This window comes from Vibrio sp. 1S139, from assembly GCF_041439475.1.
Taxonomy (GTDB): domain Bacteria; phylum Pseudomonadota; class Gammaproteobacteria; order Enterobacterales; family Vibrionaceae; genus Vibrio; species Vibrio crassostreae_C.
In genome coordinates this window covers 51708-77530 of sequence record NZ_JBGOOD010000018.1, presented here as the reverse complement: position 1 = coordinate 77530, position 25823 = coordinate 51708, and the positions used below count along the sequence as shown (strand labels likewise).

The 25823-nt window shown below is 45.8% G+C and carries 24 protein-coding genes and 2 pseudogenes; 14 read left to right on the top strand and 12 right to left on the bottom strand.

The window, feature by feature from the left end; all coding sequences use genetic code 11:
• The 4 genes from ACED46_RS08655 to ACED46_RS08640 all read right to left on the bottom strand — a co-directional run.
• On the bottom strand, positions 1-370 hold a 370-nt coding region (locus ACED46_RS08655), incomplete at its 3' end, for a transposase zinc-binding domain-containing protein (RefSeq protein WP_371721267.1).
• Entirely contained in the window at positions 367-1254 is an 888-nt protein-coding gene (locus ACED46_RS08650) for a site-specific integrase (RefSeq protein WP_017080449.1), read from the bottom strand. The genes ACED46_RS08650 and ACED46_RS08655, both read right to left, overlap by 4 nt.
• 228 nt (positions 1255-1482) lie before the next feature.
• Positions 1483-1761 (bottom strand): type II toxin-antitoxin system mRNA interferase toxin, RelE/StbE family, encoded by a 279-nt coding sequence (locus ACED46_RS08645; RefSeq protein ID WP_017064043.1) that lies wholly within the window; start codon positions 1759-1761, stop codon positions 1483-1485.
• Positions 1758-2042, bottom strand: a complete 285-nt coding sequence (locus tag ACED46_RS08640) for a hypothetical protein (RefSeq protein WP_017059448.1) — start codon at positions 2040-2042, stop codon at positions 1758-1760. The genes ACED46_RS08645 and ACED46_RS08640 overlap by 4 nt, the downstream gene beginning before the upstream one ends.
• A 185-nt stretch (positions 2043-2227) precedes the next feature.
• On the opposite strand from ACED46_RS08640, the gene ACED46_RS08635 reads away from it, so the two are divergent.
• The gene (locus ACED46_RS08635; protein WP_371721265.1) at positions 2228-2929 is read left to right on the top strand and encodes a biotin/lipoate A/B protein ligase family protein; all 702 of its coding nucleotides are present in this window, start codon (positions 2228-2230) and stop codon (positions 2927-2929) included.
• Between the two features lie 144 nt (positions 2930-3073).
• Complete coding sequence (locus ACED46_RS08630) at positions 3074-4081, top strand: LacI family DNA-binding transcriptional regulator (RefSeq protein WP_017059450.1); 1008 nt, start codon at positions 3074-3076, stop codon at positions 4079-4081.
• A 73-nt stretch (positions 4082-4154) separates the two neighbouring features.
• Here the strand turns inward: ACED46_RS08630 and edd are convergent, their stop codons facing one another.
• On the bottom strand, positions 4155-5951 hold the full coding sequence (gene edd, locus ACED46_RS08625; RefSeq protein ID WP_371721264.1) for a phosphogluconate dehydratase: 1797 nt from the start codon (positions 5949-5951) through the stop codon (positions 4155-4157).
• Positions 5948-6472 (bottom strand): gluconokinase, encoded by a 525-nt coding sequence (locus ACED46_RS08620; protein ID WP_017059452.1) that lies wholly within the window; start codon positions 6470-6472, stop codon positions 5948-5950. The genes edd and ACED46_RS08620 overlap by 4 nt, the downstream gene beginning before the upstream one ends.
• A 242-nt stretch (positions 6473-6714) precedes the next feature.
• Here ACED46_RS08620 and ascF point away from each other — a divergent pair, with 242 nt between their 5' ends.
• The 3 genes from ascF (at position 6715) to ACED46_RS08605 (ending at position 10344) form a co-directional block, all read left to right on the top strand.
• The gene (gene ascF, locus ACED46_RS08615) at positions 6715-8193 is read left to right on the top strand and encodes a PTS cellobiose/arbutin/salicin transporter subunit IIBC (RefSeq protein ID WP_371721263.1); all 1479 of its coding nucleotides are present in this window, start codon (positions 6715-6717) and stop codon (positions 8191-8193) included.
• A 71-nt stretch (positions 8194-8264) separates the two neighbouring features.
• Positions 8265-9695, top strand: a complete 1431-nt coding sequence (locus ACED46_RS08610; RefSeq protein WP_017067568.1) for a 6-phospho-beta-glucosidase — start codon at positions 8265-8267, stop codon at positions 9693-9695.
• A gap of 31 nt (positions 9696-9726) precedes the next feature.
• The gene (locus ACED46_RS08605; RefSeq protein ID WP_065583747.1) at positions 9727-10344 is read left to right on the top strand and encodes a bifunctional 4-hydroxy-2-oxoglutarate aldolase/2-dehydro-3-deoxy-phosphogluconate aldolase; all 618 of its coding nucleotides are present in this window, start codon (positions 9727-9729) and stop codon (positions 10342-10344) included.
• Positions 10345-10434: 90 nt separating this feature from the next.
• On the opposite strand, the gene ACED46_RS08600 is transcribed toward ACED46_RS08605, so the two are convergent.
• The 3 genes and pseudogenes from ACED46_RS08600 to ACED46_RS08590 form a co-directional block, all read right to left on the bottom strand.
• A complete protein-coding gene (locus ACED46_RS08600) occupies positions 10435-11214 on the bottom strand; it encodes a radical SAM protein (RefSeq protein WP_371721262.1) in 780 nt (259 codons plus the stop codon).
• A 217-nt stretch (positions 11215-11431) separates the two neighbouring features.
• A complete protein-coding gene (locus tag ACED46_RS08595) occupies positions 11432-12253 on the bottom strand; it encodes an SDR family NAD(P)-dependent oxidoreductase (protein WP_065583748.1) in 822 nt (273 codons plus the stop codon).
• 210 nt (positions 12254-12463) lie between these two features.
• Positions 12464-12622 (bottom strand): annotated as a pseudogene (locus ACED46_RS08590) (enoyl-CoA hydratase/isomerase family protein); the annotation flags it as partial.
• A gap of 274 nt (positions 12623-12896) precedes the next feature.
• Here ACED46_RS08590 and ACED46_RS08585 point away from each other — a divergent pair.
• Both ACED46_RS08585 and ACED46_RS08580 read left to right on the top strand, forming a co-directional pair.
• Positions 12897-13850: pseudogene (locus tag ACED46_RS08585) on the top strand (MATE family efflux transporter); the annotation flags it as partial.
• Positions 13851-13859: 9 nt separating this feature from the next.
• The gene (locus ACED46_RS08580) at positions 13860-14270 is read left to right on the top strand and encodes a LysR family transcriptional regulator (protein WP_017059460.1); all 411 of its coding nucleotides are present in this window, start codon (positions 13860-13862) and stop codon (positions 14268-14270) included.
• A gap of 127 nt (positions 14271-14397) precedes the next feature.
• Here ACED46_RS08580 and ACED46_RS08575 read toward each other — a convergent pair whose 3' ends face one another.
• The gene (locus ACED46_RS08575; RefSeq protein ID WP_371721261.1) at positions 14398-16470 is read right to left on the bottom strand and encodes an alkyl/aryl-sulfatase; all 2073 of its coding nucleotides are present in this window, start codon (positions 16468-16470) and stop codon (positions 14398-14400) included.
• Between the two features lie 188 nt (positions 16471-16658).
• Here ACED46_RS08575 and ACED46_RS08570 point away from each other — a divergent pair, with 188 nt between their 5' ends.
• Positions 16659-17561 carry a LysR family transcriptional regulator gene (locus tag ACED46_RS08570; protein ID WP_017059462.1) on the top strand — a complete coding sequence of 301 codons (903 nt, stop codon included), beginning with the start codon at positions 16659-16661 and terminating at the stop codon, positions 17559-17561.
• On the opposite strand, the gene ACED46_RS08565 is transcribed toward ACED46_RS08570, so the two are convergent.
• Complete coding sequence (locus ACED46_RS08565; RefSeq protein ID WP_371721260.1) at positions 17558-18457, bottom strand: DMT family transporter; 900 nt, start codon at positions 18455-18457, stop codon at positions 17558-17560. The two genes, ACED46_RS08570 and ACED46_RS08565, sit on opposite strands and share 4 nt — an antisense overlap.
• A 197-nt stretch (positions 18458-18654) precedes the next feature.
• On the opposite strand from ACED46_RS08565, the gene ACED46_RS08560 reads away from it, so the two are divergent.
• The 5 genes from ACED46_RS08560 (at position 18655) to ACED46_RS08540 (ending at position 23093) form a co-directional block, all read left to right on the top strand.
• The gene (locus ACED46_RS08560) at positions 18655-19044 is read left to right on the top strand and encodes a VOC family protein (RefSeq protein WP_017064032.1); all 390 of its coding nucleotides are present in this window, start codon (positions 18655-18657) and stop codon (positions 19042-19044) included.
• Between the two features lie 51 nt (positions 19045-19095).
• A complete protein-coding gene (locus ACED46_RS08555; RefSeq protein ID WP_371721268.1) occupies positions 19096-19620 on the top strand; it encodes a hypothetical protein in 525 nt (174 codons plus the stop codon).
• A gap of 169 nt (positions 19621-19789) precedes the next feature.
• Positions 19790-21229 (top strand): 6-phospho-beta-glucosidase, encoded by a 1440-nt coding sequence (locus tag ACED46_RS08550; protein ID WP_371721259.1) that lies wholly within the window; start codon positions 19790-19792, stop codon positions 21227-21229.
• Positions 21230-21328: 99 nt separating this feature from the next.
• Positions 21329-22327, top strand: a complete 999-nt coding sequence (locus tag ACED46_RS08545) for a LacI family DNA-binding transcriptional regulator (protein WP_017059467.1) — start codon at positions 21329-21331, stop codon at positions 22325-22327.
• 202 nt (positions 22328-22529) lie between these two features.
• Positions 22530-23093 carry a sugar O-acetyltransferase gene (locus ACED46_RS08540; protein ID WP_371721258.1) on the top strand — a complete coding sequence of 188 codons (564 nt, stop codon included), beginning with the start codon at positions 22530-22532 and terminating at the stop codon, positions 23091-23093.
• 71 nt (positions 23094-23164) lie between these two features.
• Here ACED46_RS08540 and ACED46_RS08535 read toward each other — a convergent pair whose 3' ends face one another.
• A complete protein-coding gene (locus ACED46_RS08535; protein WP_017062388.1) occupies positions 23165-24352 on the bottom strand; it encodes an MFS transporter in 1188 nt (395 codons plus the stop codon).
• A gap of 281 nt (positions 24353-24633) precedes the next feature.
• Between ACED46_RS08535 and ACED46_RS08530 the strand changes: the two genes are divergently transcribed.
• Complete coding sequence (locus tag ACED46_RS08530; protein ID WP_065583754.1) at positions 24634-25515, top strand: LysR family transcriptional regulator; 882 nt, start codon at positions 24634-24636, stop codon at positions 25513-25515.
• Positions 25516-25823 lie beyond the last annotated feature (308 nt).

The window sequence follows — 25823 nt, the reverse complement described above, 5'->3', positions numbered from 1 at the left end:
CCCCTGATGCCACCTTAAACATACCGTTATATATCGCTTTAGGTTGATGTCTTGCCAGCACTCTCAATTGATACGGTAAAGTGAAGGTCACCATGAAATAGTGAACAGGTAACCGTTTTTGCTGTTGACGCTGTAGCCAGTCAGAAGTGGTGCGTTGTTGGCATTGAGGGCAATGGCGATGACCACAAGAAAGAGGCAATCGGTCATCGTGATGGCAGTGACTGCAGAACCATTGTGAGCGTCCTTGTTGCTCTGTTTTGCAACGGAGCATCGCCCCAATAGCTCGATGCATATCGCCATTTATCTGCGCATGATAGTGATGCTTAAGCGCACGATGATGCTGGCGAAGCAGTTCAATGAAAGTACTCATTTTATGCTCCATGTTAAGTCTAGATCATCCGTTAATTGGTTGATGGCCATTGCCGCATCACGCTGCTTTATCTGAGTCATTCGGGTGTATCGTGCCGTGGTGTTGAGGCTTGCATGACCGAGCAGTGATTGCAGTGAACGCAGGTCGACTCCTTGCTCAAGTAAGTGCGTTGCGAAGCAATGTCTGAGTGAATGAGGACTCGCATGCTTTTTGATACCACACTCTTTAAGTACAAGTTTCATCGTCTTTTGAATTCCGCCACGATCCATGGGGGTGTCGTGACATGTACCAAGTCCAGGAAATAAGTAGCAAGGATGCTTATGGGTAAGCCAGTGCGTGCGGAGTGCCTTAAGCGTTCGCTGCGGAAGCGGCACCATTCGGTCTTTTCCGCCTTTTCCTTCCCGTATGTGAACGCGCATTGTTTGGCTGTCGATATCATGAACCGTAAGATTTAATCCCTCACTGAGTCGTAACCCCATGCTGTACAGAGTAAGAAAAAACACCTGATAACGTGCTTGTCGAGTGTGAGTAATCAGCGAGCTGACTTGCTGTGGTGTCAGTATGTCGGGCAGTCGTTTTACTTGTGGCGGCTTGACGATATTGAGCCACTCCCACTGTTTATCGAGCGTGTAGCGATAGAAAAACTGCAAGCCATTACGATCGAGTTTTATGGTGCTCCACGAGTGGGTTTGAATAAGAGACGCGAAGAACTGTTTGAGGTCAGAGGTCGTTAATGTATCAGGGGCTCGGTCGAAATGAGCGGTGATCCGACGAACCGCACGGGAATAGGCATCAATGGTCGCGGGTCGTTTACCTTGCAGCTTTAGGTTGGTAAGGTGTTGTTCATAAAGGGTGTTGTAGCGTTTTAAGTCATCGGGTTTCATGGGGTTACTCCTGTGAACGACCATCAGGGTGATGGTGTTACAAGAGTATGGTTCGCACTCGTTTTACTCTGCCGCGTAGCGGCTTCGTTCAACAAGCAATTTAAGAGGGATTCACAACGCTTGGCACTTTTGCTCCTACTTCAAGTTAAGTGTTTATGGCACAATGCGTTAGGTTTGGGTGGAGGCGTTGTTCACCCCTTAATTGGGCTATTTGCCCAGAGGAAGTAATCAATCCATTGGGAACTTTTGTTTCTGGTGGAGTACGCGCATAATTCGGATAATGTCGCCTTCGATCCAATAGGAGACGATCATTGAAATCTCAGGAATTATAAGTAATTGCCCACGAATGCCGTCTCTCTGTACACCCATTAGAGGCTGCTCAAGCAAGTTTTCTACTTTTGTTTCAATGAGGTTGTCAGCGTTTTCTGCCGCATCAGGGTTGAAGTCATAGATAAACTCAAAGATCCTTTCACGATCATTGAGTGATTCTTCTTCCCATAAAATCATTGCTTACCTCGATTACGTATTCTGGCTTTGCGTTCTTCCATTCGAGATTTAGCAGTTTGGTGTTCAACGAAAACGGATTCTCCTGAGTCAAACTTCTCAAATGCTAGGTTTACTTGTTCAGTTAGCCATGCATCGTGAGATAATGTCTGTCTTTGTTGCTCAGCGAGTTGCTCAGTAAGCTCACGGCAAGCACCACTCAGTGTGCGACCTTGGCTCTCAGCCATCTGTTGAGCTAGGCGTTTTGTTTCTTCATCAACACGAAATTGAATTCTAGTGTCCATGATGTATTCCTTTATTGGTGTGTGTACAAATGTTAGCACTCACCTTTGAGATGGGCAACTGACAAGCTACTATGGCGCCAATAACTAACTTTTGGTGCTATGTTTCATCGCACATAGTCCCATATCTCATCAACCATTGCAGAACGTTAAATGATAGGTCACCACAATCTGTAGAGGAAAGTGCATTGAAGTTAACCAATAAACTCGTACGTTACCCGCACATTGATGTTGATCGTGCGTTTGAAAAAGAAGCTGAATTATTGCAGCAAATTCAGGCGGGTGAGATTGGGCAAGCCTTAATGTTGTGGCAAGCAAAAGCGCCGACACTTGTTTTGCCCGCAGGTAAAAAGTGGCCTGTGACCGTAGAGTCTAGAAAACAACTCGCGGCACAAGGTTGGCAACTCACCTCACGTAAAACAGGCTGCGCTCCCGTTCCCCAACTGCCGGGGATCATTAACTTATCGCACATTTACCATTGGCCTCGTGATGAAGCCTACAACATCCAAAAAGCGTATCTACATCTGTGCAATGTCTTAACCCTGTTTTTTAAAGAACTGGGCATCGATGTGGATGTACACGCGACTCCCGGTTCTTATTGTGATGGTGACTACAACCTCAATATCAATAAACAAAAAATAGTGGGCACGGCGCAGCGTGTTTTGCTTAAACAAGGGGGCGGCCAAATCGTACTTTCGCAAGCTTGTATCTTGTTGGATGTCGACCTAGAGAACATCGTTGCACCCGTAAATTTTTATAATCAAGTTTGTGGCAATCCAACCGTGGTGGACGCGCAAGTTCATACTCCGTTGTCCGCACATCTGACAACTCTACCCAACGTAGACTCACTCTTTCAGCAGTTAAGCCAAGCTTTCATCAAGCATGCGTGATACCAACCTTTCGTTAACGCCAAACTAATTTGCCGATGGTAGAACGATTTCAATACTATGTGTCGATGACAACGAATGGGTTGAACTTGAGGCGGTGAGAACTTTATAATGTTACTTGTAACATAATAAAGAGTTCAAATAGTTATGACAGAACAGCAGAAGAAAACTCGAACCACACTTCAAGATGTTGCAGACAAAGTGGGGGTCACAAAGATGACCGTCTCTCGTTACATGCGTAATCCCGATTCAGTCGCAGCCAAAACTCGCGTTAAAATTGCAGCGGTTATTGAAGAGATGGGATACATCGAAAACAAAGCGCCAGCTATGCTCTCTAAATCGTCGAGTAAAGCGATCGGTATCTTGCTCCCTTCGTTATCAAACCAAATCTTTGCCGCGTTTGTTCAAGGTATCGAAACGGTTACTAAAGAGAATGGCTACGAGACGTTGCTTGCTCACTTTAGCTATGATGCTGTGGAAGAAGAGGAAAAGATTGCTTCGCTGCTTTCGTATCAAGTTGATGGGTTGATATTGACGGAAAGCCACCACACCCCCCGCACGTTACAGATGATCAAGAATTCAGGTGTTTCTGTTGTTGAAACGATGGAACTCCCAACCAATCCGATCGATATGGTTGTTGGCTTGGACCATATTGATGCTTCTTACCATGTCGTGAAGCGAATGATTGAAGCTGGTAAACGCTCTATTGCTTACTTTGGCGCTCGATTGGATGCGCGAACCAAGTTGCGTTTGCAAGGCTATGACAAAGCGATGTATGAGGCTGGATTAGAGCCTAAACACGTGTTGACTGAACAGCACTCTAACTTCTCTTTGGCTGAAGATCTGCTTGATCGCGCTCTTGCGGATTACCCAGACCTAGATGGCGTGTTCTGCACCAATGATGACATCGCGATAGGTACCTTGCTCATTGCCCAGCAACGTGGAATCCAAGTGCCGCAACAGCTATCTGTGGTGGGCTATAACGCGTTAGATATTGGTCAAACCATACGCCCAAAACTGACTAGCGTGGATACGCCACGTTATGAAATAGGTAAGAAAAGTGCCGAGCTACTGCTTGCCCGATTGAAAGGTGAGCCAGTTACGGAAACGGTAGTGGATATGGGCTATCGCATCACTGATGGCGAAAGCGTTTAACCAAGTATCGTGGAAACTGAAAGGGGCATCGAAATGATGCCCCTTTTGCTTTTACATTTAAGTAATGACACAGCTAGACGATAAAACTCGCCCCTTGTTCTGCACTCGAAACGCTTTGGCGCATCACGCTAAATAGGTTGCGCCCCATGGTTTGCTGTTTGGCGTCTGCCTCAAATACCTTCGCTTGGCGAGATTGCATGTCGTTGAGGTTATTGAGTTCGCCACTCGCGCAATCTAAGCGCAAGATATCGCCTTCGCAAACAAGCCCAATAGTTCCTCCTCGAATAGCCTCTGGTGAGACATGAATCGCGGATGGGATCTTTCCTGAGGCTCCGGAAAGACGACCATCGGTAACCAGAGCTACTTTGAAACCTTGTTTCTGTATATTGCCTAGAATCGGCATGAGCTTATGCAGTTCAGGCATACCGTTCGCAGCTGGTCCATTATTTATCACCACAACAATGCAATCTTTGTTGAGCTCACCTCGTTGATACGCAGCTTCTACCTTATGTTGGCAATCAAAAACTACCGCAGGTGCTTCTATTACACGTTGCTCTTCTGCAACCGCTGACACTTTAATCACTGCGTTGCCAAGGTTCCCTGAAAGGACTCGCGTTCCGCCTGTGCTTTGGAATACCTGTTCTTGGCCTGCAATTACCTCTGCATCTGCCGACTGTTTGCACTTTTTCCACGTTAGCTTTCCATTTTCAAGTTCTGGAATACTCATTTGATCTTCAAACGAGCCAAAGGTAGGTGTGACATCTCGGTGCAGTAAGTTGGCTTGATCTAAACGGCGTAACAGCGCGGGAACTCCTCCTGCCGCTTGGAACGCATTCATATCTGCTGGGCCGTTGGGATAAACTCGAGCAAGTAAAGGCACCACATCGGATAGATCGCTGATGTCTTGCCAAGTCAGAATAAATCCTGCTGCGCGTGCTACCGCGACCATGTGAATGCTGTGGTTGGTACTGCCACCTGATGCGAGTAGGGCAACAATGCCATTGATTAAGCTTTTAGCGGTAAAGACTTCAGAAAGTGGGCGGAAGTTTGCGGCTTGTGGTGTCATTGAAGCAATTTCAATGGCGGCATGCTGAGTGAGTGATGCGCGCAATTCAGAGTCAGGGTGAATAAACGCTGAGCCCGGAAGCATCAGCCCCATCGCTTCAAATACCAGCTGATTGGTATTGGCTGTGCCGTAAAAAGTGCAGGTGCCCGCTGAGTGATAAGCGTTGCACTCCATATCCAGTAAGGCACTTTTTCCTACCTTGCCAGCCGCGTACTCTTGGCGAATGTGTACTTTCTCATCATTGCTGATGCCCGTTGCCATCAAGCCTGCCGGAACAAAGGCAGTTGGTAGATGCGCAAAAGAGAGCGCGCCCATCAGTTGTCCTGGAGCTATCTTGTCGCAAATACCAAGTAATAGGGTTGAATCAAACACGTTGTGACTCAGTGAAAGAGCGGTCGATTGAGCAATCAAGTCCCTTGAAAACAAAGACATATCCATGCCTGGTTGCCCTTGAGTTACCCCGTCGCACATCGCAGGAACACAGCCTGCTACTTGAGAGGTGTGGCCGAACTTAGCTAACGCCTTTTTGATCTGATCTGGATAGTGTTGATACGGCTGGTGAGCGCTTAACATATCGTTGTAAGAGCTGATTAACGCCACATTGGATTTAGTGAGATCAAGAATCGAGCGTTTCTCATCGGAGCAAGAAGCTGCAACAGCATGAGCCAAGTTGCCGCAAGAAAGCCCTTTACCACCTTTGCCAGCAGAGGCTTGGTGTTGGGTTCGGTTTAGAAACGCTTCATGAGTCTCTTTGCTTCGTTCAATTAATCGTTGAGTCACCGCTTGGATGGTTGGAAGGGTCATGCTGTTTCTGCCTCATCAGTCATTGAAAGCACAATCGCAGCACAGTCCACAACGTCATCAATATCGCCATCAATGCTGATGACAACCGTATCTGGCTCGTGATCGGGTCTTTCTAATGTTTCGAACTGGCTTTTAATCATGTTCTCTTTCATGAAGTGGCCTTGGCGCTGACGCATTCGATGCAAGATCAGGTCAATGTTGCCATCTAAAAAGAGAAAGGTGAGGTTTTTGTTCCCTTCGCGAATTTGGTCGCGGTACTTCTTCTTCAACGCAGAACACACAATAATGCCGTGCTCATTTTTACTTTCTAGGCTGTACGCTGCATCACGAACGCGTTCCAGCCATGGAATGCGATCATCATCATTAAGAGGTTGGCCTGACGCCATTTTTTGAATGTTTGCTCGAGGATGAAGGTCGTCACCATCAATGAACTTACGCCCAAGTTTTTTTGCCAACTGCTCGCCTATCGTGCTTTTCCCACAAGCACTGACACCCATGACGATGACACTACTACCAGCCATAACTCAATCCTCTTAACAAATTTGCGCGTGATCTCAATTTTGAACATCGCTTGTAAATATGGCTTTATCTTATAAGCGTTACCGGTAACATGTTACCGGTAACTTAAGGAAGTGTGATGAAGGACACAAAACAACAATTCACAACAATTGTGATTGTTTTTGCATCCTACTGACGGAAAATTAGTCACATCTCACTATATTCGCGTTTAAAAATCACTGGAAAGAGATCTTTGGGGGATAAAATGGCCAACGATTACCGCGCAATTGCGAAATCTGTTGTTGAGCATCTTGGGGGCAAGACAAATGTGGCTGCCCTAACACACTGTATGACTCGACTACGATTCGTTTTACACAGCCAAGATGGCGTCGATATTAACAAGCTAAAAGCACTGAAAGGTGTGATGGGTGTTGTTGATAATGGAGACAAAGTACAAGTTATCATTGGTAACGAGGTATCGTATGCATACAAAGAAGTGATGGCGCTTTGTGAGCTATCCACTGTATCTGAGTCAGAGGTTCCTGCTAAAAAAGAGAAGCTAACGGCTAAGTCAATTGGTGCGAAAATGTTGGACGCACTGGTTGGTACCATGTCGCCTCTTATCCCAGCAATCATTGGCGCTTCAATGGTCAAACTGCTCGCCATGGTACTTGAGATGCTGGGCTGGGTTGAGCCAAATGCACCTACCTTGATTATCTTGAAAGCGATTGGCGATGGCGCCTTCTTCTTCCTACCGGTTATGGTTGCCGCTTCCGCATCGATCAAATTCAAGACCAATATGTCTCTTTCCATTGCGATTGCCGGTGTCTTAATCCACCCGAACTTTATGGAATTGATGGCGCAAGCAGCAGAAGGCAAGCACGTTGATTTCTTCGGTATCCCAATCACGTCAGTGAAATACACCTACACGGTTATTCCTGTACTTGTGATGACTTGGGCTCTTTCTTACATAGAACGTTGGGTAGATAGCATTACCCCTGCTGTGACTAAAAACTTCCTGAAACCTATGCTTATCGTATTGATTGCAGCTCCGGTTGCTATCGTACTTATCGGTCCATTTGGTATTTGGGTTGGTACTGCACTTTCAGCGCTTGTTTACACAATTCATGACACATTAGGTTGGTTGTCGGTTGCTATCATGGGCGCACTGTGGCCTCTACTTGTTCTTACTGGTATGCACCGTGTATTTACTCCAACGATTATTCAAACCATTGCTGAGACGGGTCGTGAAGGTATGGTTATGCCTTCAGAAATCGGTGCCAACCTCGGTATGGGTGGTGCGTGTCTGGCTGTTGCTTACAAAACCAAAAACAGCGCACTAAAGCAGACATCATTAGCCGCAGGTGCTTCAGCTATCTTCGCCGGTATCTCTGAGCCTGCATTGTACGGCGTGCTTGTTCGTCTGAAACGTCCACTTATCGCAACAATGATTACTGGTTTTATCGTAGGTGCATTAGCGGGCATGGGTGGCCTTGCGAGTCACTCGATGGCAGCACCAAGCTTGTTTACGAGTGTTCAGTTCTTCGATGTGAATGACCCAATGAGTATCGTTTGGGTGTTCGGTCTGATCGCATTGTCTATTGTTCTGTCATTTGTTCTAACCCTAGTTTTAGGCTTTGAAGGTGTTCCAGAAGATGATGCCGATGAGAAAGCAACTTCAGAGTCAGCAAACAAAGAAGCTGGTAAGGCAGAAGACAAGCCGACAGTAGTGTCCGCGTCTTAATTAGAATTGATTAATTTATTCAGTCACCTTACTTCAGCGTAAGGTGACTTTTATTGTTTCCGAGGTATTCGATGTCAAACATTCAATTTCCCGAAGATTTCTTATGGGGCGGCGCTATTGCTGCAAACCAGTCTGAAGGCGCTCACTTAGCGGGTGGTAAAGGCCTAACAACCGTAGATATGATCCCTTATGGTGAGAACCGCATGCCAATTAAGCTTGGTCAGGTTGATAAGGTGACGCTCAGCGAAGACGAGTTCTACCCAAGCCATAACGCGATAGACTTTTATCACCGTTACAAAGAAGACATCGCCTTGCTGGCAGAGATGGGATTTAAAGTCTTCCGCGTATCCATCGCTTGGAGCCGAATCTTTCCAAAAGGTGACGAGCTAGAGCCGAACCAAGCTGGCTTAGATTTTTACCGTGATGTTTTTGAAGAGTGTAAGAAATACGGTATTGAGCCGCTCGTTACCTTGTGCCATTTCGATGTGCCTATGCACTTGGTCAACGAGTATGGTTCGTGGCGTAATCGTAAGATGATTGAGTTCTTTAGCCGTTACGCGAGAACCTGTTTCGAAAACTACAAAGGCTTGGTGAAATACTGGTTAACTTTCAACGAAATCAATATTTTACTAGCGAGCCCGTTTTCTGGTGCTGGATTGTTGTTTCAGGAAGGCGAAAATCACGATCAAGTGAAGTACCAAGCAGCTCACCATGAGCTAGTAGCAAGCGCTTTGGTAACCAAGATTGCCCATGAAGTTGATGAGCAAAACCAAGTGGGTTGTATGCTGGCGGGCGGTAACTTCTATCCATATTCATGTAAGCCAGAAGATGTGCTGATGGCTATGGAAAAAGACCGCGAGAACCTGTTCTTTATCGATGTTCAATCGCGTGGTTACTACCCATCTTATGCTCAAAAAGTGTTTGATAACAAAGGTGTGGTGCTTGAAACACAAGATGAAGATTTCGAGATTCTAAAGAACACCGTCGATTTCATTTCTTTCAGTTATTACGCTTCACGCTGTGCTTCCGCTGATATGAATGCAGGAAATACGAGTGCAGCGAACGTCGTTAAGTCCATCAAAAACCCTCATCTTCCAGCAAGTGATTGGGGCTGGGTCATTGACCCTACAGGTCTTCGAATTACGATGAACACACTCTATGACCGTTACCAGAAACCACTTTTCTTGGTAGAAAATGGCTTAGGTGCTCGTGATACCTTGGATGACAATGGAGAAGTGAACGATGATTACCGCATTGATTACCTTCGTCAGCACATTGTTGCGATGCATGAAGCAATGGAAGACGGTGTACCATTGATGGGTTACACACCTTGGGGTTGTATCGATCTTGTTGCGGCGTCGACCGGAGAGATGAGCAAGCGCTATGGGTTTATCTACGTGGACAGAGACAACCTAGGCAATGGTACGTTAAATCGTATTCCTAAAAAGTCATTCCACTGGTACAAAAAAGTGATCGCAAGCAACGGCAGCGACTTGGCTTAATTTGTCTGTTTGATAATGAGAGAAATGAACAATGAAAACAATTGAACAGCGACTCAGGGATATTCGCATCGTTCCGGTGATCGCCATTAATGACGTTGCTCAGGCTGTGCCGCTTGCGAAAGTATTGGTTGAGAATGGTTTGCCTTGTGCTGAAGTGACATTTCGTACAGAAGCGGCAGCAGAGTCGATTCGTTTGATGCGTGAAGCCTACCCTGAGTTACTGATTGGCGCAGGTACTGTGCTGACTACAGAGCAGGTGGATACTGCCATTAATGCGGGTGTTGATTTCATTGTCAGCCCAGGTTTGAATCCAACCACAGTCAAATACTGTCAGCAAAGAGGGGTTACGATTGTTCCTGGAGTGAGTAACCCAAGCTTGGTTGAACAAGCAATGGAAATGGGGCTTAAGACACTAAAGTTCTTCCCTGCCGAGCCATCTGGCGGTGTCGCAATGTTGAAAGCGTTGACGGCTGTTTACCCGGTTAACTTTATGCCTACAGGCGGTGTAAGCCCAGCGAACGTTGAGTCTTACTTAGCACTGAAATCAGTCGTTGCCTGCGGTGGAACTTGGATGGTACCGACAGACAAAATGGACAAGGGTGATTGGGATGGAATCGCAGAATTAGTCCGAGCGGTCGGCTCCAGATAGTTCGATAGAGAGATACATAGCTAGAAAATGAAAGGGCCAGCTGACACTGGCCCTTTTTGTGGCTGCTTCAAACGATGTAGAGGTTACTCGTTACCAAGCAAAGGTTTTAATGACGTTTTGCTTAGTGATTGGGTTGTGAGCGATGTCTTGATTAATCTTATCAAGAAACGGCTTACGAGCCTGAGGCAACATGCCACGCATTGGTGAGATGTTATTGCCGTGGTCACCCCAGTAGTAGCAATCGAAATCTTCTAGGTTTTCGAGCAAGTATTTTTCTTCTTCCAGAATCTGCAATGGCGTTGGTAAAACAAACTCGCCACGGTTTACTTCTTTTTCCAATACCGATCCCGGTTGAACGGCTAAAGCCATTGGTGCAATCGCATCCGGCTGCATGATGTTCAGCAAGCTGGTGGTATTAATTGCATGCTCACGCGTCATGCGCTTTTGAATGTGTTCAAGCACAATTGGGTCACCGGACTCCAAGCCAGAATAGGCCATGCTTAAACCTGCCGACTTAATCTCTTTTAATTCAGACAAGCTCTTACGACGGAAGTCATTGAACCCTGAATACAGAGAGATGTTCTTGATCTCTGGGAAGGTGATCTTGATGTAATCCAGAATCGAAATCAGCATCTCGGTTCTAATCGCCATCACATTACCATCGACCAAAAAGATAGATTCAACATGCGGGTAGATTTTTCTCGCCGCATCAATATCTTCAAAGATGTCTTTGATGTCTCTTACTTTGAAACGCTTATCATCAAACATCGTGCAGAAGGTACACTGGTTATTACTGCACCCCAATGTTGTCTGGATGAGTACGCTCTCTGCTTCCATCCAAGGACGATAAACTTTACCTTCAAAACGCATAAATGCTCCTCGGCCGTAGCCTGTGTTGTTTCGACGGGGGCAAGTTTAGCAATCTGCATCTTGGGTGATAATTGGGCAAAGCGGGGAATCAGTATTAAAGAAATCTTAATAATCGAAAGAGCGCGCAGTTCTTTGTCTGTATAGATAGAACTGCGGCTTGGATTGTGTGTGTGGTGGTGGGGGGGAGTGTTAGTGGTCGTTTTTTACTAATGAATGATCAGTGCGTAACGCACAGCTTTTCTTCGAGTAATTGATTAAGCACTGTCACCAGCTTGTGGTTCTTAGTGTTGTCTAATGCGTCGGCGTGCGGGTCTTTGAACAACCCAGAATCATTATCAAAATATTGACCAGAAGCGTTGGCAAACTCATCACTGAGCGCAGCACGACAAAGAATATCGGCTCCAATCGCAAGGTCGTTGCCATCAACGCCATAAGCATCTTTCACTAATTTACTACCAAGGAAAGAAGCTGGGTTTACAGGGATAATTGCGGTGCCTTTGTCTAAAAGAGTATTGGCTAATTCGATGGACCACATCGTTAGCGCCAGCTTACTTTGCGCGTAAACCGGACCATCAAGTTCGCCCGCATTCGGACTGATTAATGCATCTAGATCTACGGGTGCTTGGGCTGCTGAAGATAGGTTGACGATACGACCTGTCGCATCAAAAAGAGGAAGCAGCTTTTGTGTCAGTAGATACGGCGCAATGGTGTTTACGACAAAACGCACATCAAGATTGTCTGGAGTGGTGATGTCCGACACTTTATACACACCTGCGTTGTTAATGAGTATATCGAGTCGTTTGTGATCGCTTTTGATTTGGGTTGCGAGCGCCTCAACTTCAGAGAGCGTCGATAGATCTGCGATGTAGCTTTCGATGATTGCATTCTTAGACAGGCGAGACAAAGCGGTCACGACTTTATTGACCTTAACTGGGTTGCGGCCATGAATCAGAACATGGTGCCCTTGCTGCGTTAGTGCTTTTGCGGTCTCTAAACCAATGCCATCCGTGGCACCTGTGATCAGAATTATTTTTTGCATATTCCGTCCTTCAAAAAATAGTTTGAACAACGTTATAACAAAGATTAATGACACATAGTTGCATTTGGCTCACAAGCTGAAGACTCAAATGTGAGTCTATGGGGCAAATAATGACCATTTTAACACTTGGTGGTTAACCGTTGGCGTTTAACGATTAAGTAAGACAATGGGTCAGTTTGTGACTGACCCAAATTAAGAGAAGTGACCGAGTTATTTGATGTCTTGAACGTTCATAACCAGAGTTTCCCAGTTACGTTGGTTTTCCATATCGTGCTCTAGGCCTTGCTCATCGGCAATTTGGAAGCGCTTAACCGCAGGGGTTTTGCTCGTAGCTTGATACAACCAATAAGCTTCCGCTTTGAGTGCTTCGGCTTCGTCAGCATCAAAGTCTCTTGCCCTTGAACATTCACAGTACCGAAGTCAAAAGTGACGGTAAGAATTCCATCTTCGGCTTGAGCTTTAAACGTTGTATAACCTTGATATACCATTTCCATATTCCTTCTGAGAGATTTCATTTCAGCCTATTCAGTGTGAATGCGACCTAAATTCAGGCTAGCGAGGAATGTTCGAACCAACAATTAACCATTAAACGAAACACTATTAACGAATTATTAAGAGTGTTGGCGCGTTTGATAATTTCAATTTATTCAGTGCATTGATGGTGGCGGTGCTTTATCTGGCCACCTGCGTTTATCGTGCCAATGGCGATACCAAAACAACCGGAAGCATGTTCTTGGCTGCTAGCGTGATTAACCTAATTCTCGACCCTATTCTGATCTTTGGATTGGATATGGGCATCGCAGGGGCGGCGATCGCATCGAGCATTGGCTACGCTTTCGGCGCAATCTACATGCTAATCAAGTCTCGCGGCAAAGGTTGGTTTGGCTTCAATGGCGCGTGCAGTAACCGAATCAAAGGCTACAGTTTTGAGTTATTCAAGACGGTAATGCCAACCACTGCGAATCAGATATTACCTGCGGTCAGCGCGTTCTTCTCAATGCTATTGATTGCGAGAATCGGAACCGATGAGATGGCTTTTTGGAGCTTACTCGCCCGTGTTGAAAGTTTTATGCTGGTGTTTTCTCTTGCTCTGACGATGTCTATCCCGCCTATGATTGGTCGTTACCTAGGGGCGCAGCAGCGATGCAAAATCCCTGAGCTATTGAATACAACAGCGAAGTTCTTATTGGTTTTCCACACCGTGATGGCAACATTGTTGGCGCTGTTTAGTGGCTGGATTATTCCTGTTATCTCGGAAGAACAAAGCATACGCAGCTGGTTTGAAGTGACCTTGTTATTTATACCGTTCAGCTATGGGCCGCTTGGGCTTTGCATGTTGGTTGCGTCGGTCTTTAATGCCTTGGGTGTGCCGCGTAAAGCTTTGAATGTCTCTTTCCTACGCTTGTTTGTTTTCTACATTCCCGCTTTATGGATCGGCTCGATAACCGGAGACATGGTCAATGCGGTTATTGCTGCGACAGTCGCCAATGTTTTAGCGGGCGCTTTTGCATGGTTTAAGCTTAATGCCTATATTAAAACTCACATTATTCCCCGTGCCGCTGCGGCCAATAAGCAGCGTGTACTCAGCGCAGGCTAGCCATTATTGATGAACATTGAACATCTAAAATTGTTTGTGCGACTCGCGTCTACGCACAATATAGGTCAAGCAGGACAAGAGCTTGGGTTGTCACCTCCGGTAGCCAGTATTCATATCGGAAAACTTGAAGAGAGCCTAGGTGCTATCCGCGTCGATCACGGTGAAGCGGTAAGGGATGTATGTGTCGATGGCTTGGGCATTGCCATGTGCGCGAGTTGGATAGCATACAAGCAGCTCGCGGAAGGTTCGCTGGTTGAGGTGTTGCCGGATTACCCTTTAAAGGATGAGGCGGCTATCTGGGCGGTATACCCGAGTGCTCAGTTACTTGCACCAAAGGTGCGCGTATTTATCGATTACTTTGTTCAATATTATGGTTCACCTTCTTATTGGGATTGCGACGTAAACGGGCAAACTCAATAGCGATTCAGAAGCATATATTGAGAACAAATAAGAAAGCCCCAACCAAAAGGGAGGGGCTTGTTTTTATGTTCTTTATAGAACGTTTTTCTAGCTAACTGCTGTTGTTTTTATTTAGTGTATCCGGCGTTTAATGAGCGTGTACCGCTGAATCTTGGTATAGCTCTGCATCAACTTCTTCGCCTTTTTTTGGACGCGGTACAATCTCAAAAGAGGTGTCAGCTTCTGTCAATGAAGACAGCAGTTTGTTAAGTGATGTCTTATCACCTTTCACGCCTGCTTGTCCGTCTTCTAACAGTTTTTCAAGGCTTGTTTTCTTAAGCACGATGTCAGACACGTCAGACTTATTGATGATCAGTGTTGTATCGGCGTCTTGCAGCTCGTTCACTTGAATGTTGTTCAGGTTACCGTTAGACATCTCAACGTAGTAGAACTCTTGCACATCAGGCAGCTGAATATTCAACGTAAATGGTGTTTCTTGTGCCTTTAGCGAATCCACTTTTACGGCTAAGTAATCCAACAAGTTCTCAATGGTCATGTTAGCCAATACATCCGGAGATGCAGTTTTTGGTGCGCCCGGTTGTGTGCCAATACGAAGCTCTTGAGCGCCCGTTAGGTAGATGTTTCTCCAACCTGCACCTTCTGATTGATAACCCAACTGCTCGTACGTATCTGCCAATAAGCCACGTGCAACTTTGTTCTCTGGTTCTGCTTGAATCACCTTATTCAGTGCTGTTGCAACGAAGCGATATTCACCTTCTTGGAAGTCTTGCTGCGCTTTTTCAATCACAGCGTCGCTGCCGCCCATGTATTCAACAAACTTCACTGACTCTGGCTTGATTGGTAGTGGATTTAGGTTAGCTGGGTTCATGTCGAAGTAACCAAGATACATGTTGTACACCGCGCGGGCGTTGTGAGAGTAAGTACCGTGGTAACCGTTGGTGTGCCAAGACTGTTGAATGCTGTCTGGCATGACCTTGTAAATCTCGTCCCCGATGTCTTGTAGAACCACACCGTTATTGGCTAAGCGAAGCGTTTGGTTATGAGTAAAACCGTAAGCGTCACGCTGCATTTTTAGGTAATCAGAGATCTCTTGTTCGCCCCAGATTGGCGCTGAGTGAGACGCAAACAGCACCTCAGTATCTTCACCCCAAGTGACTAACATCTCGTTGATCTTCTTAGACCATTTCAAGCCGTCACGTACTTTAGCGCCACGCAGCGTGTACAGGTTATGCATGCCTTGGTAAGTCAGCTCGCCAGTCCAAAGTGCTTTCATGCTTGGAATATACGTCACCATTTCAGAGGCCGCTTCGGTACCTGAAGCATCCATGAATTGCATTTCTAGGCCGTCAATAACCAGAGTTTCAATCTCTTCGTTATGGTTCAGCTCGTAGTCTGGCAGTACGTAAGTAATGCTACCGGTTGATAGGCCTTTCGACAGTGCAGCATCAACAATACCGTGCTCGTGTCGGTTCAGGGTTGCACCATACTGATAAGCGGTACGACGAGACATTGCATTACCCGCCAATACGTTTTCGTCGACGATCTCTTTAGTAATGTTTTTCGAACCGTACACTTTTACATCTGGGTATGCGTCTTTGATTGCTCTTGCGCCACCAAAGTGATCAGCGTGCGAGTGAGAGTAAATCATAGCAACGACGGGCAGTTCGCCGCCATCAGGCACATTGCTCTTGAAGAATTTGAGTGATTTAGCGGCCGCTTCTTTGGTAAGAAGAACGTCGTAAGCGATCCAACCGTTGTCACTACGAATGAAAGAGATAGACGCTAAATCTGCACCTCGAACTTGGTAAACTTTACCCGGAACAACTTCATATAAGCCTTCTGCTGCTTGGTTCAATACCGCTTGGCGCCACAGTGAAGGGTTTACTGAATCTGGTGCTTGGTCTGCATTCGTCACACTTGGGTCGATAAAGTTAAAGCTATTGCGAATGATGTCGCCCGTCTCTTGGTCGAAGCTAGCAATAAGACCCTTGTTGTTATTGTCGAAAGCGCGAGTGTCGGCAAAGTTAAGTGTTTTTGCGAACTCTTGGTTTGCCTTAGTCGTCATCTCGGTTGCGCTTTTGCCACCTTGGTCGCCAATTTCGCTGAAGTGTGCGTGGTCATGGTTAGCTGCAACTGCAGGGAATGCGAGCGAGATAGCTAGGAACAGTGATGCATTTTTGAACGTGCGTGAAGTCGTCATAAGAGCCTCTTCATTTCAGAATTTTGTTTCGTTGAGGCGATTATAGGAATAAGACATATAGCAAAAAATAAAGTAAGCTTTATTTAATACATCACGATTGGCTATGTATTGAGTCATGCAATGGTTGGGGAACGAAGGCGAATCCTGACCTATGATTGATTAAGACCACATTGACAGGGAGAGTAACGGTGAGCGACGTGGAAAAGTTGGATTTAAATCTATTGAGCGTGTTCTTAGAAGTGTATCGATTAAAGTCGATCACGCTTGCATCAGAATCGCTTGGTATGACTCAGCCTGGGGTTAGCGGGGCATTGAAGCGATTGCAATCTCAGCTTGATACCGACCTGTTTATTCGTGAAGGGCGTGGGATTATTCCGACTAACGCTGCGGTGCAATTGGCAGACCGAGTAGAGCCTGCTCTAGAAGGGATAAGCAGCGCAGTAAGCACTTTAAAGACATTTGATAATCAACAGCATCATGTGTTTCGTATCCTGGTGAATGAGATTGGATTAACCAAGCTTCAACCTCTCGTCGAGCAAGATGAGACGTTGGGCAATATCTCGATTGAATTCAATATGGTGCCGAACAACGAAGAAGAATTATTGCAAGGCTTGAGCATGCAACAAGCTGATTTAGCGATTGATATCCATTACCCGCAAGTTAACGGCTACATGAAGCAGCCGATGATTGAAGATGAGTTGGTGCTGATAGCTCGAAAGGGGCATCCGAGAATCAATGGCTCTGTGACGCAAGAGCAATATTACAACGAAAAGCATGTTACTTTTAGAATGCGTCGAACCCGTTTATACACGGCAGATTATTTTACCAAGTCGCCACTGAAACAGAGAAAAGTGAGTGCCGAGTGTGACTCGCTGATGACCATGTGTGTGCTGGTATCGGGCTCAGATTGTGTCGGCAGTACATCGCGTGATTTTGCCAATCAATTTTCCGAATCCTTCCAGCTTCAAGTCCTTGATCAGCCGTTTGAAATCTTACCGATGCAGCAATACATGATTTGGCATAAAAGAACCGATTTGAACCCTGCTCATCAGTGGCTGAGAAACAAGATTCAGCAATATATGGCTGATTAACGAGCCGCTCTTGCTGCTCGTTTCTGTTTGGCGCTCTCTATCATCTTAGAAGGCGTCATTCCTGTCACCAACATGGCGCCGGTGATAACCAGAATTGAACCAACAATCGTATTGATGCCAATTGCTTCATCTAAGAATAAGTTACCCCATAGAATACCAAATACCGGAATGATGAAGGTCACGGACAGGGCTGAAGGTGCGCCGAGTTCAGAGACGAGATTGAAGTAAAGTAGATACGCTAACCCAGTACATACCGCGCCTAATAAGACAACCGATGTAGTGATCGTAACGTCGGGTGTTTCTCTCATCGGAATAAAGAATACAAACGGCAAAACCAGCAATACCGCAGTCCACATGCTGCCATGAGCATTGTTGAATGCCTCAACTTTAGGGGCTTGTTTGGTATAGTTTGACGCTATTCCGTAGCTAAAGGCCGCCATCACTGCTGCAAAGATAGGAAGCATAGCCTCACGGCCAATGTTCATCGCATCCCAACCGACTAACACGCCAACTCCTGTTACCCCAATCCCAAGTCCCAATAGAACTTTCGCCTCGAGTGCTGTTTTGGTCCATATTGCACCAATGATTGCCGCCCATATTGGCGCGGTAGAGTTCAAGATGGCGAGTGTCGAGGCGTTAAGTGTCTGCGCGGCATAAGCGAAAAGCAAAAAAGGAAGTGTGGTGTTAAACAGGCCGAGAATGAAGAAGTGTTTTGCGTGATCATGAAAAGAGAGCTTCTTTTTTAAATAGAAAGAAACTAAAAGCAGAGTAAGTGCTGCAAACAGAACTCGCGCTTCAATTAAGACTGCGGGCCCTAATGGATTGGCGGCCATTCTCATGAAAAGAAACGAGCCTCCCCATATAGCCGCAAGTAGTATCAGTTTTAAAAAGCTCACAGTTTGAATCTCAGATTGTGTAAAACCTGACTATGGAGGAAAGATAACTATTACACAAACATAGATGCCAATACTGTGCAGTTATGGACATAAAATCGAGCCCGTTAATCAGGAACAATTTCGATGAATTTCGTTCTGTTTATTGTTCCTTATTTGATGAGTAATCTAGCGTTAGACATCAAACTTAGGCAAACAAAATGAAGATTGAACACATCGCAATTTGGACCAAACAACTCGAAGTACTGAAGCGATTTTATGAAGATTATTTCGGCGCGACATTGAACTCAAAATATCACAACCCAACTAAAGGGTTTTCTTCATACTTCCTCTCGTTTGATACGGGAAGTCGTTTAGAGATTATGGAAATGGACTCTGTCCCTGAATCGAAAGACGACATCTATGACCAGTTCACAGGCTTCATTCACATGGCGATATCATTAGGTTCGGAACAGGCGGTCGATCAACTGACTCAACACTTGGTCGAAGACGGCTATGAGCGCTTAGATGGCCCAAGAAGAACAGGCGATGGCTATTATGAGAGCTGTGTACTCGATCCGGATGGTAATCGTTTGGAACTTACCGTTTAATGTAGAGACTTAATTGAGTTACTCATCTACTAACGGAACTGAGGTATGACAATGATGAAGCTTGCTGTGACTTTCCTTTTTAGTCTTGGGCTTATGGGATGTGCTACCTCAGAACCGGTGTATGAGCAGGAGGCGGACTCAAAGCCTGAACCATCACAACCCATAGGTTACCTCGGTTTTAAAGCTCACCAAGAGTGGGCGATTCAATTCAATGATTGCACGGTCTACGATTTAATCGGTGCACAACCTTACCAGTGGTTTGATCGCACTTCAGCCTCTGTGAGCTGTTATACGTTTAAGCCAAACGATGCCATCGAGCCTTTATCTGTCTATGCCGACGCAAACTTCGACAGCAATAAGCTAGCCCCGATTAACCTATTTCAAGAGCTGCAGGTATCAGAGTCTGGCTGGGGCAAGTTTTCTGCCGTCTATGAGACCAACGGTACCAATTGGCTGAAAGTCAAAGAGGGTTGGATTCACCTCACTTTAGCCGATCAGACACTCGTCCAGTTCTACCCGGGAACTCAAGACCTATCCGGCAAATCTCAGCATGATCAGTATTTTGAGCAGCATTGATCGTAATGCTGACTGTTGATTAGTCTGTAGTTCGATCAAAAAAGATCTTTTAACTATTGCTGAAACCGGTTTCAACCTGTATCTTTTCTTTTATTGAAATCGGTTTCAGAGTTGCAATGAGCTCTCTAATCCTGATCTTTTTCACGAATAACTTGTAGCGAGTAATGGTATGAACAACGAATTTCCGAACGATTTTTTATGGGGCGGTGCAGTAGCAGCGCATCAACTAGAAGGCGGCTGGGATGCGAATGGTAAAGGTGTCAGTGTTGTTGATGTATTAACAGCGGGCGCTCATGGTGTACAACGTCGAATCACCGATGGCGTGATTGATGGCGAAAACTATCCTAACCAAGTCGCAGTGGATTTCTACCATCGCTACAAAGAAGACATTAAGTTATTCGCTGAGATGGGCTTTAAGTGTTTCCGTACCAGTATCGCGTGGACGCGTATCTTCCCAAATGGCGATGAAGCTGAACCGTGTGAAGCGGGTTTAGCGTTTTACGATGATCTGTTTGACGAGCTGTTGAAATACGACATTCAGCCTGTGGTAACACTGAGCCACTTTGAAATGCCTTACCATCTAGCTAAGGAATATGGCGGCTGGATGAACCGCAAAGTGATCGACTTCTTCGTTAAGTATTCAACTGCAGTGATGGAACGATACCAACACAAAGTGAAATACTGGATGACGTTTAACGAGATCAACAACCAGATGAACACCTCGGCAGATATTTTCGGTTGGTTATGCTCAGGCGTGAAGTTTCCACAATGCGAAAAGCCGCAAGAGGCGATGTATCAAGCGGTTCACCATCAGTTTGTTGCAAGTGCTTTGGTGGTTAAGAAAGGTCACGAGATCAATCCAGATCTTCAAATCGGCGCAATGTGTGCGATGGTGCCTTTCTATCCTCGTTCTTCTAAACCGGAAGACATTATGGTGGCACAACAAGCGATGCGTGACCGTTACTTCTTCTCAGATGTGATGGTTCGCGGTCATTACCCAAATTACGCTACGCGTGACTGGGCAATCAAAGGCTTCAACATTGAGATGCAGCCTGAAGATGAGCAGATCCTAAAAGAAGGTAAGGCTGATTACTTAGGCTTTAGCTACTACATGTCGAATACCTTGGATTCTTCTTCTCACCAATCTACAGAAGAAGCGATGGACGGCGGTCATGAAAATTCGGTCGATAATCCGTTCATCCAGTCTAGCGATTGGGGCTGGCCAATTGATCCGACGGGTTTGCGTTTCTGTTTATCGTCTCTGTATGAACGTTATGAAGTGCCATTGTTCATCGTTGAGAACGGTTTTGGCGCGGTTGATACCATTGAAGAAGATGGCAGCATTAATGACGATTACCGCATTGCTTACCTTGGCGACCACATCAAAGAGATGAAAAAAGCCGTTTCGATTGATGGTGTTGATTTGATGGGCTATACCCCTTGGGGCTGTATCGATTTAGTTTCGTTCACCACGGGCGAGATGAAAAAACGCTACGGATTCATTTACGTAGATAAGCACAACGATCAATCTGGCTCACTAGAACGCAAGCGCAAGAAGTCTTTCGAGTGGTATAAAGGTGTGATTGCATCTAACGGTGCCACTATTTAGAATGCATTCCCCAGCGCAGTTATGTGAACTGTGAGCTGTCATTTTGCAATGAATTAGTCGGCCTATGTCGGCTAATTTTTTATAAAGGAAAAGAAGCGAATGGTAACCATGCTTGATGTCGCAAACCGCGCAGGCGTATCTAAATCGACCGTTTCTCGTGTCTTAAATGGCAAGAACATCGTGCGCCCAGATGTGGTGAAAAAGGTATTTGATGCGATTCAAGAAACAGGTTATCGACCGAACTTGTTGGCTCAGCAATTGGCGACCAAGAAGACCAACTTCATCGGCTTTGTTATCACCAATGAGTTGTTCAATGGCCCTTACTTCTCTTCCTTGATGTATCACGCGGCTTCTTATAGCGAAAAGTCGAATCACCAACTGGTGATCACCGATGGCAAACACAGCGCTGAAGACGAAATAAAGGCGATCAACTTCCTGCTGGATATGAAGTGCGCGGGCATCATCCTCTATCCGCAATGCTTAACCGAATGTGAGATTGCAAAGATCATCGACAGCACCGACACTCCGATTCTGGTACTCAACCGTGAAATGCCGTCGAAGCCCAATCACGCGATCACCACCGATCATTATCAGAGTGCTTGTTTGATGGTTGAACACATCATCGAGCAAGGCCATACAGACATTGCAGTGATTCGTGGTAAAGCCGGTTCTTCGACCGATGAGCTGCGTTACCAAGCCTATCAAGATGTGTTAACTAAACATGGTGTTGCATTGGATGAGTCCAACGTTGTTCAAGGTGATTGGACGATGGAGAGCGGTTATCACGCGGCTCAAGCTTTGGCAAAAAGCAGAACCACATTCACTGCTATCTTGTCTGAAAACGATGATATGGCGATTGGTGCGATTAAGGCGTTAACCGAACTTGGGTACTCATTGCCTCAAGATGTTTCGATCGTCGGCTTTGATAACAGCAAAGTGGGGGCGTTTTTAACGCCAAGCTTAACGTCTGTGAGTGTGCCATTAGAGCAAATGACGCAAAAGGCGATCCTGCAAATTGTCGGTGAAACAGAGCAAGCGACCACCATCAATACCACTGGTAGTTTGGTGTTACGTGATTCGATAGCGAAGCTAAATTAGCACTGTTCGAATTTCATATTTTACCTACAAAAAGTGACGAGCTGCGCATCTCTTAAACCAAGCTCAAACACTCCTTATTCACTGTTATTTAGATGTGCGATATTGCGTTTTTGGTCGATGAATTGACCACCATTAGTTAAGTAATGTGAAGCTAGATAAGTAATATGAAAATAGCTAATTGATGTGAGAACAGGTAAGTAACGTGAAAACAGAAAAACAAAAAATGCTAGCAGGTGAACCTTATCAGGCTTGGGATAAAGAGCTTTATGCAGCTCGTATCGAATGTCGTAAGGTGCTTCAAAAACTCAATAACAGTATTCCTGACACACCCGAATGGGAAGCAGCAACGCAAGAGCTGATTCCGGGCTGTGAAAATGCGCATTTAGAACCTCCATTTCGTTGTGACTACGGCTCGAACATCAAGCTAGGCAAGAACTTCTACGCTAACTTTAACTGCGTGATTTTGGATGTGGCTGAAGTGACTATTGGCGACAATGTGCTGCTTGGTCCGAACGTTCAAATCCTGACTGCAGGTCACCCACTCGATGTGAAAGGCCGTGTAGAAGAAGGCGTTGAGTTTGGCACACCGATTAATGTTGGCAACAATGTTTGGCTTGGCGGTGGTGTAATTATCTGCCCCGGTGTCACCATTGGCGAAAACAGCGTGATTGGCGCGGGCAGTGTCGTAACCAAAGACATCCCAGCCAATGTGGTTGCAGTCGGTAACCCATGTAAAGTGCTGAAATCGATCGATAACGGACAATAATCAGATTTAAATGACGAAGCCCGAACCTAGGTTCGGGCTTTGTTTTTTCTATCCTTGCTAGATGCTAGATGCTAGATGCTAGATGGAACAGCTTGTTGTGCTTGCTTCTTATCTAACGCACCACTGAATCGAGTCAGAACAAGAGCGATCAAAACGATCACAGCACCTACCCAAGGGGTGTTCATTAATCCAGATTTCGCGACAATCAAACCACCGCCCCATGAGCCTAATGCAATACCGACGTTGAAGGCTGCAATGTTCAATCCAGAAGCGACATCGACGGCGTCTGGTGTGTATTTCTCAGCCAGTTTCACAACATACACTTGTAGTCCTGGAACGTTACCGAATGCGAATGCACCCCAAACCAAAATGGTAGCAACAGCTGCGTAAGGGTTTACTGCGGTAAAGTTGAATACCACCAGTACTGCGGCTAAACCAGAGAAGATAACGGTCAGTGCTTTAATTGGGCCCATCTTGTCGGCCATTTTTCCGCCCCAGATGTTACCGACCGCCACTGACACACCGTAAACCAACATGATTAAGCTGATTGAGCTCGAATCAAATCCTGATACATTTTCCAGTATTGGAGCAAGGAACGTAAACGCTGTGAATGTGCCGCCATAACCTAGTGCTGTGATAGCGTAAACCAACAGTAAGCGTGGTTGAGTTAGAACCTTTAGTTGTGCCGAAATCTTCGCCGCAGGTGGTTGCTTAAGGTTGCTTGGAACCAAGATAGCACTACCGATAAGAGCAATAAGGCCAAGCAGAGCAACGATCAAGAAGGTCGCTTGCCATCCAAAGGTTTGGCCGATATAAGTGCCCAGTGGTACTCCAGTTACCAATGCAACCGTTAAACCCGTAAACATGATCGCAATGGCACTGGCTGCTTTATCTTTTGAAACCAAACCTGTCGCGATGGTCGATCCGATCGAGAAGAACACACCATGGGCAAGGCCAGTCAAAATTCGTGCGGCGATCAGCGTGTTATAGCCTGGAGCTTGCCACGCCAATAAGTTACCAATGACAAACAATGCCATCACGGTTAGCAATACCGCTTTACGATTCCACTTTCCGGTTAATGCCGTTAATACTGGTGCGCCAATAGCAACGCCAAGCGCGTATAAACTGACTAATAGGCCTGCCGATGGCAGAGATACATTCAAGTCGCTCGCCATGGTAGGAATCAAGCCTACGATGACAAATTCTGTGGTTCCGATGGCAAAGGCGCTGAGCGTCAATGCAAGTAATGCTAATGGCATAATCATCTCTCTTACTGTTCTTTGTTAAATACCGAGCGCAATAAAATGGGGCAGCTTGTGACTGCAATAGGAGCGCTTCGTTTGATGGCGAGGATTATCTAGCAATATATATTTGTGATAAATGACGCTATTAACAAATAACCTTTGTGTTATTTGCAATAATTGGAGAGTTAACCGATCATTGGATTAAGCTGATGAGATCGAAAAGACACAGATGATTTGAGCTGTGATGAGCACAAGCGAGATGACATTAAACAAAATGAAGATAGCGAAGGAGCCTTATGTTAACCCGTTCAGATGATTTAGAAATGGTACTCACCGTTGTCGATGCTGGTGGTTTTTCTGCGGCGGCAGAGGCGCTGGATGTGCAGGTCGCCAAGGTATCTCGTTCGGTGAGTAAGGTTGAGTCGCAACTCGGTGTCTCAATATTCAACCGAACAACGAGACGCGTGGAATTGACGGAGGAAGGGCGGCAGTTTGTCGATTCAGTCAGGGTGGGATTACAGATGATTCAGAGCGCGGAAGAAGAAATCGTGTCGCGCGGAGAGTTGCCAAAAGGTCGTTTAAGAGTCGATGCCGCCAGTCCATTCGTATTCCATCAGCTAGTGCCGTTGGTGCAGTCATTCAAAGAGGCTTACCCAGACATTGAGTTGGAACTCACTTCCAACGAAGGCTTCGTTGATCTTCTCGAAAAGAGAACTGATGTTGCGATTCGAATCGGTAAGCTGTCCGATTCAACACTGCACGCTCGTCCGTTAGGTAAAAGCTTACTCCATATTGTGGCGTCACCTGATTATCTCGCTAAGCGTGGGCTACCCACCAAACCTGAAGATTTGAGTTCGCATCAAATTGTGGGATTTGCGGGTAACAAAGTGCTTAACCATTGGCCTTTACCAAACCAAAGTGATGTCGCGCCTACTGTGACAGCCAGTAATGGTGAAACCGTGCGCCAATTAGTCTTAGCTGGAAATGGGATAGCTTGTCTGTCGGGGTTTATGGTGCAGGAAGATATGGCAGCGGGTCGCCTAATCCCTATTCTGGAACAAGACAAACTTGCCAACACAGACCGAGAGCGAGTGAATGCGGTTTACTACAAGTCGTCCTCTGTCTCTAAACGTATCTCGGCGTTTATTGACTTTATTCTGCCCCGTTTGAGCTTGTAGGGAAGGCTTGTGTAGGGACGATAAACGTTATGTAGCGTGAACAATGTTTTCGGTGTTGATCCTTACATGCCCCTTAGATGAACAACAGCTTTAGCGCTTACGTAAGTAATGCGTTTGCACAATCTCATATAAGTAAGTCGACACGCCTGTTAGTGTGAAATCAAGCGGTGAAACTAGATCTCCAAACAATGGTGAAGCATCACCCAGACCGAATAGAGCTCACCATTGACATGGTCGAAAAGCCGCTGAGTTTATACTGTTTGGCACTCACCCAACTTAAGTGATTTGTGGGCCAATTTACCGACCTT

What these genes read in the sequence shown, in the direction of transcription:
- ACED46_RS08650 (WP_017080449.1), bottom strand. Translation starts at nt 1,254, where the DNA reads ATGAAACCCGATGACTTAAAACGCTACAACACCCTTTATGAACAACAC.
- ACED46_RS08645 (WP_017064043.1), bottom strand. Translation starts at nt 1,761, where the DNA reads ATGATTTTATGGGAAGAAGAATCACTCAATGATCGTGAAAGGATCTTT.
- ACED46_RS08640 (WP_017059448.1), bottom strand. Translation starts at nt 2,042, where the DNA reads ATGGACACTAGAATTCAATTTCGTGTTGATGAAGAAACAAAACGCCTA.
- ACED46_RS08630 (WP_017059450.1), top strand. Translation starts at nt 3,074, where the DNA reads ATGACAGAACAGCAGAAGAAAACTCGAACCACACTTCAAGATGTTGCA.
- edd (WP_371721264.1), bottom strand. Translation starts at nt 5,951, where the DNA reads ATGACCCTTCCAACCATCCAAGCGGTGACTCAACGATTAATTGAACGA.
- ACED46_RS08620 (WP_017059452.1), bottom strand. Translation starts at nt 6,472, where the DNA reads ATGGCTGGTAGTAGTGTCATCGTCATGGGTGTCAGTGCTTGTGGGAAA.
- ascF (WP_371721263.1), top strand. Translation starts at nt 6,715, where the DNA reads ATGGCCAACGATTACCGCGCAATTGCGAAATCTGTTGTTGAGCATCTT.
- ACED46_RS08610 (WP_017067568.1), top strand. Translation starts at nt 8,265, where the DNA reads ATGTCAAACATTCAATTTCCCGAAGATTTCTTATGGGGCGGCGCTATT.
- ACED46_RS08605 (WP_065583747.1), top strand. Translation starts at nt 9,727, where the DNA reads ATGAAAACAATTGAACAGCGACTCAGGGATATTCGCATCGTTCCGGTG.
- ACED46_RS08600 (WP_371721262.1), bottom strand. Translation starts at nt 11,214, where the DNA reads ATGCGTTTTGAAGGTAAAGTTTATCGTCCTTGGATGGAAGCAGAGAGC.
- ACED46_RS08595 (WP_065583748.1), bottom strand. Translation starts at nt 12,253, where the DNA reads ATGCAAAAAATAATTCTGATCACAGGTGCCACGGATGGCATTGGTTTA.
- ACED46_RS08580 (WP_017059460.1), top strand. Translation starts at nt 13,860, where the DNA reads ATGAACATTGAACATCTAAAATTGTTTGTGCGACTCGCGTCTACGCAC.
- ACED46_RS08575 (WP_371721261.1), bottom strand. Translation starts at nt 16,470, where the DNA reads ATGACGACTTCACGCACGTTCAAAAATGCATCACTGTTCCTAGCTATC.
- ACED46_RS08560 (WP_017064032.1), top strand. Translation starts at nt 18,655, where the DNA reads ATGAAGATTGAACACATCGCAATTTGGACCAAACAACTCGAAGTACTG.
- ACED46_RS08555 (WP_371721268.1), top strand. Translation starts at nt 19,096, where the DNA reads ATGATGAAGCTTGCTGTGACTTTCCTTTTTAGTCTTGGGCTTATGGGA.
- ACED46_RS08550 (WP_371721259.1), top strand. Translation starts at nt 19,790, where the DNA reads ATGAACAACGAATTTCCGAACGATTTTTTATGGGGCGGTGCAGTAGCA.
- ACED46_RS08545 (WP_017059467.1), top strand. Translation starts at nt 21,329, where the DNA reads ATGGTAACCATGCTTGATGTCGCAAACCGCGCAGGCGTATCTAAATCG.
- ACED46_RS08535 (WP_017062388.1), bottom strand. Translation starts at nt 24,352, where the DNA reads ATGCCATTAGCATTACTTGCATTGACGCTCAGCGCCTTTGCCATCGGA.
- ACED46_RS08530 (WP_065583754.1), top strand. Translation starts at nt 24,634, where the DNA reads ATGTTAACCCGTTCAGATGATTTAGAAATGGTACTCACCGTTGTCGAT.